This window comes from Vallitalea sediminicola, from assembly GCF_054408565.1.
Map to the genome: position 1 here is coordinate 19563 of NZ_BTPT01000006.1, position 12470 is coordinate 32032.

A 12470-nucleotide genomic window follows, 5' to 3' on the forward strand; every position below is an offset into this window, starting at 1 on the left:
TATATATGAAGGGAGGTAATGGTATGCGTAGGGTGATTATCATGATAATTGTAATGATATTAAATATTGTCTTTCAGTCAACAATTATGAATGATATTAGTATTAACAATGTGGCACCTAATCTACTTGTCATAACTACTGTATCTTTTGCCCTTCTTAGAGGAAAATATGAAGGAGGAATTATTGGATTTTTATGCGGGCTTCTTCAAGATATTTTCTTTGGTAAAGTTCTAGGGTTCTATGCTCTTATTTATATGTACATTGGTTTTTTTAGTGGATATTTATATAGAAGTTTTTATAAAGAAAGCATTTTAATTCCTACGTTAGTTATTTCTGGTTGTGATTTCATATATGGTCTTTATGTATACATATTTACATTTTTATTTAGAGGTAAGCTTAATTTTGTATATTATTTAAGTAATATCATTATGCCAGAATTAGTCTATACAACACTTGTTGCAGTACTTGTTTATAAACTTTTCCATTTAATAAATAATAAATTAGAGTCACGAGAGAAAAAGGAGGCAAATAGCAATTGATTCACGAATTACTGTTGAATATATGGAAAGTAATAAAACATAGATTGTTTATTCTGTTAGTTTTTATTATAATTATATTTTGGATATTGATTAATAGAATATTTGAGTTGCAGATTGTAAAGGGACAAGAATTGGCTAATGAATTCAGTATTAGGATAGAACGTAATATTGTATTAGATGGTACTAGAGGTAATGTTTACGATAGAAATGGTATACCTCTTGCTATAAATGAATTAGCGTATTCAGTTACATTGGATGATAGTATTCCAGTTGATGATAGAGGCATAATGATACGGGATCTTATTAATGTCGTAGAAGAAAATGGTGATAATATTATTGTATCATTTCCTATAAACCTTAATGAAGACAATAATTTTGAATTTGTAGGGTCCAATTCATCAATAGTAAGATTTAAAAAAGAAATATTCGGAAAAAAACAATTATCCAAAATTCAAGAAAGTTTGACTGCTGCGGAAATGATTAAATTTATTAGATCTGATGATTTCTTTGAAATGCCAGAAGATAAGTACTCAGATGAAGAGACTATAAAAATATGTGCAATAAGATATGCATTATACTTGACTAGAGGTTCCAAGTATAAACCTTTAAAAGTAGCCGTTGATATCTCTGAAAAAACATTAGCTATGATAAATGAAAATCAAGATAAATTTCCAGGAGCTAAGATAATTGTTGAACCACGTAGAAAGTATATTGATTCAACATATTTTTCGCACATTATAGGTTATACGAAGACAATTAGTCCGGGACAATTAGAAAAATTGAAAGTCCATGGATATAATGCTAGAGATATCGTTGGGCAATCAGGCATAGAAAATGAAATGGAAATATATCTAAAAGGAACTGATGGTAAACAAACAATAGAGATTGATAATCTTGGAAGAACTAGAAATATTATAAGTACAGAAGAACCTAAACCAGGCAAAGATATATTTTTAACTATAGATAAAGAGCTTCAAATGAGAACCTATGATGCCTTAGAAAAGCAAATAGCGAATATAGTCGTAGAGAAAATGTATAATACACAACCATCAAGAAAAGGTATTATCATTTTGTTAAAAGATGTATTTGCGTCTTTGTTTAATAATAGTATTGTATCATTGGAACAATTGGAAAATTCTGATAACGAGCAATATCAAAATAATATTTATAGTTCTTTTATTAAGCACTACAATAAAGTAGTAGATGACATTAATTATGATTTGACACAAGACATTAATCAATATTTATCAGAAGAAGATAGGTATTTAGACTATATAATTGACAATTTAGTCTCTGATGGTATATTATTAACACGAAAGAAAGTTGAAGATAATGAAACTAAAGATGAAAAAAAAGATGAAAAAGATAAAGAAGTTGAAATAGAAGTTTATAAAAAATACGTGAATAATGAACTGGGTATACATGAATTAATAACTACAAGTATTAAAGAAAAAAGTGTGAAAATAGATAAAAAAGAAGGAGAAAACCCTTCTGATATTGAAATATATAATTATATAAAAGATTATATAAATAATAAGATATTAGAAAGTACTGATTTTAAACGTTTGGTATATACTACTATGACGGAAAATGAAAGATTTTTCTATAAAGACTTATGTTTTATGCTTATTGAACAGGGTATTGTTACTTCTAATGAAAAGGAGATGTCTGATTTAAAAAGAGGAAAAATATCAGCTCTTAATTTCATGAAGAGTAAGATTGCTAACTTAGACATTAAACCTAGTGAGTTGGCTTTAAACCCTAGTACTGGTTCAGCAGTTGTAGTAGATGTTAAAACTGGTGAAGTATTATCCCTTGTTAGTTATCCAAGTTATGATAATAATAAATTTGTAAATAAATTCGATAATAATTATTATTATAAATTAATAAATGACCCAACTAGACCTCTTGTTCATAGAGCTACAAAAGAACGTAGAGCTCCAGGTTCTACATTTAAAATGGTTTCTGCTATGGCAGGACTTGAGGAAGGTGTTATAACCAAGAATACTGTGATTAGAGATTTAGGTATTTTCAATAAAATATCACCTCCAGCAAAATGTTGGATTTATACAGCATATGGTTCTACCCATGGAAATGAGACAGTAGCAGAGGCACTTAGGGATTCATGTAACTATTTCTTTTATGAAGTAGGGCTAAGATTAGGGAAAGATGAAGATGGTAACTATATTCCAATTGAAGGAATCAATAAGCTAATGAAATATATTGGGAAATTTGGATTAGACAATAAATCTGGAATTGAGTTATCAGAATATTCGCCTATGAATCCTACTAAAGATCCAGTACGTGCAGCTATTGGCCAAGATAAAAACAGTTATACCCCTGTTCAGTTAGCTAGATATATTAGTACATTAGCTAATGGAGGAACGAATTTTGAACTCAATCTTGTTGATAAAATAGCTAATCATAATGGTGAAGTATATGAAGATAGAACTCCTAATATAGCGACTAAGAGTAATTTTAACCCAGAAAATATTGAAATTGTTCACTCGGGTATGTTAAAAGTGACAACTAAACAAAATGGGATTAGAGGTACAGCTTATAGTATATTCAAAGATCTACCAATAAAAGTTGCTGGAAAAACGGGTACTTCACAAGAAAGCAAGAGTAAACCAGACCATGCCACTTTTACAGCTTTTGCACCATATGATGATCCAGAAATTGCAGTAGTTGTAGTTATACCTTATGGTTATACTGCACAGAATTCTGGTAAGGTTGTCAAGGAGATAATCAGTAGCTATTATGATATAAATGGAACAAGTGAAACAACTACTATGAGTAACAAATTGGAATATTAACTTAAGTATATTAGGGTAAGTCAAAAGAATTTAAATAACTTTTATTGGTTAGGAGGATGCTCATTATGAGCGATTGTATACTAATTAAAGGTAATAAATATGGGCTTACTATTATATTAGATGAGAATGTGACATTTAAGGATTTGAAGCAAACACTTCAACATAAGATAGTTGATGCAAAGAAATTCTTTAAAAATGCCAAAGTAGCCATTACTTTTACTGGAAGAGACCTTTCTGATAAGGAACAAAGAGAATTAGTTAATATTATTACTACTTTTTCAGATATGGAAGTTACATGTATTATGGATGAATCTGATTCGTGTAAAAGTGCAGAAAGTAATAATGACGAAGTAGATAAAAATGATATCTTTCAATTGGGAAATCCATCAGGTGACCCAATGGCAGTATTCCATAAGGGAACATTACGTTCTGGACAACAATTGAATGTTGAACATAGTGTCATAATAATGGGAGATGTGAATCCAGGCGCAAAAGTAACTGCAACAGGTAATGTAATTGTTTTGGGTGCTTTAAAAGGTACAGTTTATGTAAAGGAGCTTAATGGTAAATATCCTTTTGTGGTTGCATTGTCAATGAAGCCTATGCAGTTGAAAATAGGTGATATAATGGGAAGATCTCCAGATAATAAAAAATTAACCATGGATACTTCATCTGCTGAAATAGCATACATTGCAGATGGGAGAATATGTATTGAGGCATTAAATAATAATATCTACAAGGAACTTGAATATTACAATAATGAAGTGGTAAAAAATAATGAAAAGGGGAGATTTTCTAATGAGTGAAGTAATTGTTGTAACATCTGGTAAAGGTGGAGTAGGGAAAACTACAACCACAGCTAATTTAGGTGCTGGTCTTGCTATGGAGAATAAGAAAGTATGTTTAATAGATGCAGATATAGGATTAAGAAACTTAGATGTTGTAATGGGATTAGAAAATAGAATAGTATATAATTTAATAGATGTAATTGAGGGTAACTGTAGACTTAGACAAGCATTAATAAAAGATAAAAGATATTCTACTTTATATTTACTACCAGCTGCTCAGACAAGAGATAAAAATGCTGTTACTCCAGAACAAATGCTAAAGTTATGTGAGACTTTGAAAGAAGAATTCGATTATATTATCATAGACTGTCCTGCTGGTATTGAGCAGGGATTCAAAAACGCTATTGCTGGTGCTGATAGAGCTTTAGTTGTAACAACACCTGAGATATCTGCAATACGCGATGCTGATAGAATAATTGGACTATTAGAAGCTAATGAACTTAGAAATCCGCAGCTGATTATTAATAGAATAAGAACAGACATGGTTAAAAAAGGTGATATGATGTCTGTAGATGATGTAGTTGAGATACTTGCTATTGATTTATTGGGAGCTATTCCAGATGATGAGAATATAGTTATATCAACTAATAACGGTGAACCTATTGTTGGTAATAGAAGTATGTTATCTGGAAAAGCATATGGTAATATTACTAAAAGAGTTTTGGGTGAAGATATTCCACTACTTAACTTTAATAATGAAGGTGGATTATTTAGTAAACTGAAAAATATGATTAAGTTTGGTAATTAAGGAGGGGTATATGTGCCATTATTAAGTAAAAGAACATCCAAAAGAGTTGCTAAAGATAGATTGAAGCTTGTCCTTATACATGATAGAGCTAATTGTTCTCCAGAATTACTAGAAATGGTTAAAACTGATATTATTAATGTTATTAGTAAGTACATGGAAATTGATGAGGATGGCTTGGACATAAAAATGGGTAACACTAAATCAGAATTCAGTGATGCTATAGTACCAGCATTATATGCTAATATACCAATTAAAAAGATGAAGAAAAAAGCTTAATATGAAATAATTGGATATTAAGTATTTATAGGAATAATAATTATAGAAAGAAGTGCAAAAATGTTTCGAAATTATAATTTTAAAAAATATGATATTTTCCTAATATTAATAGTCATTGCTCTTGTTTCTTTTGGCATAATAGCAATTGGTAGCGCTACTCAGATAAATAGTAATGGATCTACATACATTAGAAATAAACAACTAGTTGGTTTTATTGTTACTTTTGTATTAATGATTATTATTTCTTTGATTGATTATCATTTTATAGGAAAATTTTACTGGCTTATTTATGCATTTAATATTATACTATTAATAGCAGTTCTTTTTCTTGGAGTAGAAGTAAAAGGTGCTGTTAGATGGATTAATATTGCAGGGATACAATTACAGCCCTCTGAACTATCAAAAATTATGATGGTTATATTCCTAGCCAAGTATATTGATAAGAATAAAGAAAAAATTAATAATTTATTATTTTTGATAAAACTTGGAATACTAGTTATAATACCTACATTATTGATTTATAAACAACCTGATTTATCAACATCTTTAGTTTTAATAGTCATATTGGTTGTTTTGCTTTTTGTAGCGGGTATTAGTTATAAATATGTATTAGTTGCTTTAGCCATAGCTGTACCGATATTTTTAGGTACCATGTGGTATATTCAACAGCCTGACCAAACTATATTTAGTAATCATCAAGTTGATCGTGTATTAAGTTTTTTGTATCCAGAGAAATATGATACTTATCAAACGGATAACTCTATTCAAGCGATTGGATCTGGTCAACTAAATGGAAAAGGGTGGTACAAAGGAACTATTAATAAATATAATTATTTACCTGAACCACAAACGGATTTCATCTTTTCAATAATAGGTGAAGAGGCTGGATTTATTGGTTGCAGTATAGTTTTATTATTACTTCTATTATTAATTATAAAATGTTTATGGATTGCTAAAGATTCTGTTGATTTATTTGGTATGCTTATTATAAGTGGTTTTGTAGCTATAATATCATTTCAATCTTTTGTAAATATTGGAGTAACTACAGGTTTAATACCGAACACAGGTATACCACTACCGTTCATTAGTTACGGATTAAGTTCATTAATATCAAATATGATAGGAATTGGTGTGATACTTAATATAAGTTTGCATAGAAAGACAACTTACTACTAAAAGGGGGTAAGCTTATGAATGTTGGTTTAATTGCACATGATAATAAAAAGAAGTTGATACAGAATTTTTGTATTGCTTATCGTAATATTTTAAATAGACATGAATTATACGCTACAGGAACAACAGGTAGGCTAATAGAAGAAGTAACTAATTTATCCATCCATAAATATTTAGCAGGACATTTAGGCGGGCAACAGCAATTAGGTGCCCAAATAGCACACAATCAAATTGATATGGTCATATTTTTGAGAGACCCATTATCACCAAAGCAACATGAACCTGATCCTGCATCAGTTATTAGATTATGTGATATTCATAATATACCAATTGCCACTAATTTAGCAACAGCTGAATTATTGATTAAGGCGTTAGAACGTGGAGATCTAGAATGGCGAAGTGTAATAAGATCATAAAATAAAAGGAGTATGATACTCCTTTTATTAATGCTACAAGTATTAATAATCAATAAATAACAATTAATAAAGCCACCTGAGAAGGTGGCTAATATTCTACTTTAAGCAACTAAATATTCTTTTAAAGCAACTGGCAACCCAGTTGTATCACAGTTAACACTAATAATGAATCGTACTTTACAACTATCAGAAACAGTTTTTAACTTACTAATCAATTCTTTTGTATTGTTATTTTCTATAGGTAAATTGGCCATTCTTAATAGCCCATCTACATATATTTGTTCAATATCACTATCTTCAGAAAGTATACCACACATAAAACCAAAAAATTCTTTATAATCATTAATAGGAAACTCGGAAACGTTAATATACCGTATGTTATGGTGTAAATCGTAAATATGACTACTGTCGCCATCTAGATAAACTATGTGACCTTTAACAGCTTTTATTGCATCATTTGCCATCTTAATTAAATCTTTTGTCTTACCTTCCCCAGTATCACCTGCAACTAATCTTATCATAGCAATCTCCTCCTATTTAATTAATACCTCTAATTGATATTATTTACAAAATACATTGACTAACATATCAGTTAATCTATATATTGTATTATGTACTAATATAGTATTATTAAATTGAAAATAGTTATCATATCAATCAGAAGATAAATTTTAAAGAACTATACTATTGAATTCTTTAAAAATTATAACTTTACTCTTTTATTATATAACTTTCTTGAATTATTTACAATAAGATTCTTAATCTAAATTTAGAAAATAATTTTATAAAATCACTTAATAATATTTATATAAATCAAAAAAACAACTAAATACATAAACAAAATATATAATAATTCATAATTAAACATAAACAAAGTAATTATTAAGATGTTATAAAAATAATAATTGTAATAATACAATATCTATAGTAATATAATATTAATGAATACCATATATTGTATTAGAATCTACATAAAAATATTTTAACAAAAATTGGTAATTAAATTATTATTGAATATTGGTTTTAAGAGTAAAACATACAAAAAATAGAGATTATTATAAAATAATCTCTATGTTAATATTACATCTCTCCTCTAATTCTTCCAAAGAAAGTTAACGAATATATACCAGCAATACCGACTAAAGCATAAACAATCCTACTTGCTATTGTATACATTCCTCCAAATATTGCAGCAACTAAATCAAACTCAAAGAAGCCGATAAGACCCCAGTTGATAGCGCCGATTATTACTAAAATGAGAGCAACTATATCAATACCTCGAGTATTCATAAACATCCTCCTTAACATGTGTATTGTGTATTTATGATTAACCTAAAAAAGTGATAAATGTTATATCTTTTTCTAAGGTTTAATCTTACTATTAGTTTCTGTAATTTTTCAAAAAATAACTAGTAAAATTTTGGTACAAGGTACATTTATCTTAAATTAGTAATAAGATAAATTAAAAATAATGTTTTTTAGGTGATAAAAATTGGACAATATTTCAAAGTCAAAAATAAGAGAAATTCAAAGCTTATTAAATAAATTAGGTTATTATAATTATAGTATTGATGGTTTTCTCGGAAATTATACAATAGATTCTATAAAAAATTTTCAAAAAAATAACAATTTGAAAATAACAGGTGATTTAAATCAATTAACATTGAATAAAATAGATGAATATTTAATGGGATATGTATTATATACTATAGAAAGTGGTGATACATTATATAATATAGCCAAAAAATATAATACACTTGTATGGAGATTAATTACAGCTAATACTGATATTAACCCTTTCGATTTAACTATTGGTAATACAATCATTGTGCCGTTGGATTATCAAATAGTTCCAACAAATGTTCCCTATACTTATGATGTTATGGAAAATAATATAATGGGTCTAAGTAAAAGATATCCATTTTTGAAATTTGATAGTATCGGTAATAGTGTGGATGGTCGAAAACTTTACAGAATAAGGATTGGTAAGGGTAACAATCATGTTATATATAATGGTGCTCATCATGCTAATGAATGGATTACAACACCTTTGCTTATGAAATGGATTGAAGTGTTCTCGGAGGTCTATTCTAGAAAAGGTTCTATAAGAGGTTATGATACAGAACAAATATGGAATTATGCTACAATTGATATAGTACCGATGGTTAATCCAGATGGAGTAGAGCTAGTTATTAATGGAGTAGAGAATATAAACACTAATAAGGAACAACTTATAGATTGGAACTTTGGTAGTGAAGATTTCAATGATTGGAAATCTAATATCAATGGTGTTGATCTTAACAGGAATTATGATGCAGGATGGAAAGAATATAAAGAATTAGAAGTTGAATTAGGAGTTAATGGTCCTGGACCTTTTTTATATGGTGGAACAAAAGCTGAATCTGAGCCAGAATCTTTAGCTATGGCCAATTTAACTAGAAGTGTTGATACTAGATTAGTAATAGCGTATCATACACAAGGTCAAGTGATATTTTGGAATTTTAAAGATCTTCAACCAGAGATAAGTGTATATATTGGTGAAACATTTGCTAAAGCAAGTGGATATGAGTTAGCTTCAGAAGATTTAAGTCAAAGTCTGGCAGGTTATAAGGATTGGTATATTTTAGAGTATAGGAAGCCAGGTTATACTATAGAAGTTGGTAAAGGTAAAAATCCTCTTCCTATTGAACAGTTTGATATGATTTATGAAAATAATGAAGAAATATTAATGTTAGCTAGTATTATTTAAAGTAAGTTGATTCAATTATTTTTGAAATATTTTCTAATATTTGATATAATATTTATTAAGATTACTATATATATACTAATATTAACTAGAATATTAATTCTATTTTAAAGGTTATATTAAAATAAATTAAAAGGATGATTATTATGAAAAAAAAATTAGTATTATTAAGTATAATGTTAGTTATGGTCTTATGTTTAATGACTGGTTGTATGCCTGGTGATCCAAAATATACAGTAGCTGACCCAGCAGGTTTTTTTGGGGGTATTTGGCATGGTTGGATTGCTCCTATATCATTAATAGTGGGATTGTTTAAAGAAAATGTGAGAATATATGAAGTAATAAATAGTGGTTGGTGGTATGATTTTGGTTTTTATATTGCTGTTATCAGTGGGTTTGGTGGAATATCATTATTCCGTAAAAAGAAAGCAGAAAATCATAAATAGTTTCATAATTTTTTGAATCTAACATAGTAAGATTGATAATCTGTAATATGAATATAAAACATAAAGAGAGCAAATCTAGCATAAACAGATTTGCTCTTAATTAATGAGCTAATATAATTTATGTATTATTTGATTTATTATCAGTTGTTGTAAAATATGTACCTAATATCATAATTGGTAGTGCAAGAATAAAGGTAATCTTAGGTGGCTGTCTGAAAATGATTAAAGAGAGTCCCACCCCAATAAAAGGGGCTACAGCATAATAAGCACTGGTCTTTGCTGCTCCAAGTTCTCTTTGTGCATGAACATAAAAAAAGATACTTAAGCCATATGCAAAAAAGCCTAATATTAAAGCGTAAAAAACATACCAAACATTACCAATAGATTCACCTATTATTAAAGCAATAATTAATGAGCCTGCTCCTGACCCAAAACCTTTTAAAACTACAATTTGAAGAGGATCTTTTTCAGAGAGCTTCCTTGTACAGTTATTTTCAAATCCCCAGCATACACATGCCAATAAAATGAATATTGAACCTATAGAAAAGGAAAAGCTACTAACATCTTCTATGGATAGAATTATGCTTGAGATAGTGATAAGTATTATTGCTAGCCATAATCTCTTATTTATTACTTCTTTAAAAATGATAAGTGCAATTAGTGAGGTTGCCACAATTTCAAAATTATTTAATAGTGAAGCATTCTCAGGAGTTGTCATATTCAATCCTATCATCAAAAAGATGGGGGCTAGAATATCCAATCCAATCATAGCAATTATAAAAGGTAACTGTTTTTTAGTTAAACTCAATTCTCTTTTTGCATTATTTCTTTTATGTGAAAAAATCCCAACTATACTCATTCCTATACCTGCACCTAAATAAAGAAAAGCCGCCATCATTGTTGGTGGTATTTCTTTTAATAGTAATTTAGAGATGGGGGAGCTAAATGAGTATAAAGTTGCTGCTAATATAGCCCAAAGTACTGCAATATTATATCTTTTATTCAAATTATTTCCTCCGTTTATTTCATGAATTTGTCAATAGCTTTAGATAAATCCTCCAGAACTTTCTCATCTCCTGTTTTAACAGCATCAACTACACAGTGATTAATATGATCCTGTAAAATAATTTTACCTATGTTATTGACAGCTGATTTTACAGCTGCAACCTGTATCAATATTTCACTACAGTCTCGGTCATCTTCAACCATTTTTTTTACAGATTGCAAATGTCCTATAGCTCTTGAAAGCCTATTTATAACAGCTTGAGTATTAGTATGTTGGTGTTTATGTTCCTGTATGTTGCACATTATAAACCCTCCTTCTATAACCCCCTACGGGGGATAATTATAGAATAACATATCCTTTGCTTTATAGCAAATATATTATAAGAAAGTAAAAGAGCAAATCCAGTTAATTAGGATTTGCTCAGTAGGTAGGGATATACTTATTAAATTGTTATCTCAATTCTATTTCCATCTATATCTGTAAAACAGCTTTCATAATAGCCATCACCAGTAGTTCGTGGTAGATTAATAATATTAAAGCCATCTATTTCTAGCTTATTAGTTAATTCATCAACTTTTGTTTTTGAACCTACTGAAAAAGCTATATGATTGATTCCTGTATATTGCTTACTAATATCAGTTATATTTGAAACTATTGAGTCCATCTGCATTAATTCAAGTCTAGAACCATCTTCAAACTCTATAAAATAAGATTGAAATCTTTTTTTGGAATTGATATATTTTTCACCACAAATCCCATCAAAATAATTAATATAAAAATCTTTAAGATCTTCTAGATTATGGGTCCATATTGCAATATGTTCAATTTTCATTTAAAACCTCCTCAGAAAAAGATTTAATACTTTATTACCAATTTATTCAATCTCTGCTGTTATTCTACAAGGTAACCCTGTCATATTTGCAAAATTAATCGGATAAGTATTTGCTGTAAAAATCATTGAATCATTATTGTCTAAAACTTTATCTAAATTGCAGAGGTTTTCAATAATGAATACACCTCTGTCAGCACAATATTGATCTTTTGGGGTATGTTCTGAACCACGTTTTACACCTGCACAATCAATACCAATTATTGAAACTCTACAATCAAGTAATTGGTCTATCAGTTCATCTGATAACTGTGGGTGAGATGTAAAATAGAGCTTTGAACCATATTGTTGGTCTTCTATAAACCCTGTATGAAAGGCAACAAACATATCGGCATTCACCAAACTAATATTAATATCTGATACATTAATATCTCGGTTGAATATTTTGCTTACATCAAATACTATGCCTTCTCTTTTAGTAAATTCTAGAGGGAACTCTTTATTCATTACATCGAAATGAGTTCCTAGGTGACCAAAAGGAATCTTTCCATTATCTGAAACATTTTTATTAAATTCTTTTGTAACCTTAATACTTAAATCTATTAACATATTAACTATCATTCCTTT

At 28.8% G+C, this 12470-nt stretch carries 15 protein-coding genes; 9 read left to right on the forward strand and 6 right to left on the reverse strand.

Going from position 1 to position 12470, the window contains the following annotated elements:
• The first annotated feature begins 23 nt into the window (after window positions 1-23).
• The 7 genes from mreD (at window position 24) to ACX6CF_RS02560 (ending at window position 6816) form a co-directional block, all read left to right on the forward strand.
• Window positions 24-539, forward strand: a complete 516-nt coding sequence (gene mreD / locus ACX6CF_RS02530) for a rod shape-determining protein MreD (RefSeq protein WP_458783726.1) — start codon at window positions 24-26, stop codon at window positions 537-539.
• Entirely contained in the window at window positions 536-3355 is a 2820-nt protein-coding gene (locus ACX6CF_RS02535; RefSeq protein WP_458783727.1) for a penicillin-binding transpeptidase domain-containing protein, read from the forward strand. Before mreD ends, ACX6CF_RS02535 begins: the two co-directional genes overlap by 4 nt.
• 65 nt (window positions 3356-3420) lie before the next feature.
• Complete coding sequence (locus ACX6CF_RS02540) at window positions 3421-4161, forward strand: septum site-determining protein MinC (RefSeq protein WP_458783728.1); 741 nt, start codon at window positions 3421-3423, stop codon at window positions 4159-4161.
• Window positions 4154-4951, forward strand: coding sequence for a septum site-determining protein MinD (gene minD, locus ACX6CF_RS02545; protein ID WP_458783729.1), 798 nt, complete (start codon window positions 4154-4156; stop codon window positions 4949-4951). Before ACX6CF_RS02540 ends, minD begins: the two co-directional genes overlap by 8 nt.
• A 12-nt stretch (window positions 4952-4963) precedes the next feature.
• Window positions 4964-5227 carry a cell division topological specificity factor MinE gene (gene minE, locus ACX6CF_RS02550; protein WP_458783730.1) on the forward strand — a complete coding sequence of 88 codons (264 nt, stop codon included), beginning with the start codon at window positions 4964-4966 and terminating at the stop codon, window positions 5225-5227.
• A 60-nt stretch (window positions 5228-5287) separates the two neighbouring features.
• The gene (gene rodA, locus ACX6CF_RS02555) at window positions 5288-6403 is read left to right on the forward strand and encodes a rod shape-determining protein RodA (RefSeq protein ID WP_458783731.1); all 1116 of its coding nucleotides are present in this window, start codon (window positions 5288-5290) and stop codon (window positions 6401-6403) included.
• Window positions 6404-6417: 14 nt separating this feature from the next.
• Entirely contained in the window at window positions 6418-6816 is a 399-nt protein-coding gene (locus tag ACX6CF_RS02560; RefSeq protein ID WP_113675087.1) for a methylglyoxal synthase, read from the forward strand.
• Window positions 6817-6917: 101 nt separating this feature from the next.
• On the opposite strand, the gene ACX6CF_RS02565 is transcribed toward ACX6CF_RS02560, so the two are convergent.
• Together ACX6CF_RS02565 and ACX6CF_RS02570 are read right to left on the reverse strand one after the other, a co-directional pair.
• Window positions 6918-7337: a twitching motility protein PilT gene (locus tag ACX6CF_RS02565; protein ID WP_458783732.1), complete on the reverse strand. Its 420-nt coding sequence runs from the start codon at window positions 7335-7337 to the stop codon at window positions 6918-6920.
• 559 nt (window positions 7338-7896) lie between these two features.
• Window positions 7897-8106 carry a DUF378 domain-containing protein gene (locus ACX6CF_RS02570; protein ID WP_113675085.1) on the reverse strand — a complete coding sequence of 70 codons (210 nt, stop codon included), beginning with the start codon at window positions 8104-8106 and terminating at the stop codon, window positions 7897-7899.
• A 202-nt stretch (window positions 8107-8308) separates the two neighbouring features.
• Between ACX6CF_RS02570 and ACX6CF_RS02575 the strand changes: the two genes are divergently transcribed.
• Entirely contained in the window at window positions 8309-9565 is a 1257-nt protein-coding gene (locus tag ACX6CF_RS02575; protein ID WP_458783733.1) for a M14 family zinc carboxypeptidase, read from the forward strand.
• A gap of 143 nt (window positions 9566-9708) precedes the next feature.
• Window positions 9709-10008 (forward strand): hypothetical protein, encoded by a 300-nt coding sequence (locus ACX6CF_RS02580; RefSeq protein ID WP_458783734.1) that lies wholly within the window; start codon window positions 9709-9711, stop codon window positions 10006-10008.
• Between the two features lie 118 nt (window positions 10009-10126).
• Here the strand turns inward: ACX6CF_RS02580 and ACX6CF_RS02585 are convergent, their stop codons facing one another.
• The 4 genes from ACX6CF_RS02585 to ACX6CF_RS02600 form a co-directional block, all read right to left on the reverse strand.
• The gene (locus ACX6CF_RS02585) at window positions 10127-11014 is read right to left on the reverse strand and encodes a DMT family transporter (protein ID WP_458783735.1); all 888 of its coding nucleotides are present in this window, start codon (window positions 11012-11014) and stop codon (window positions 10127-10129) included.
• Window positions 11015-11028: 14 nt separating this feature from the next.
• A complete protein-coding gene (locus tag ACX6CF_RS02590; RefSeq protein WP_458783736.1) occupies window positions 11029-11316 on the reverse strand; it encodes a metal-sensing transcriptional repressor in 288 nt (95 codons plus the stop codon).
• Window positions 11317-11456: 140 nt separating this feature from the next.
• Window positions 11457-11846, reverse strand: coding sequence for a VOC family protein (locus ACX6CF_RS02595; protein ID WP_458783737.1), 390 nt, complete (start codon window positions 11844-11846; stop codon window positions 11457-11459).
• Between the two features lie 42 nt (window positions 11847-11888).
• A partial coding sequence (locus ACX6CF_RS02600) for a cyclase family protein (RefSeq protein ID WP_458783738.1) occupies window positions 11889-12470 on the reverse strand: 582 nt, incomplete at its 5' end.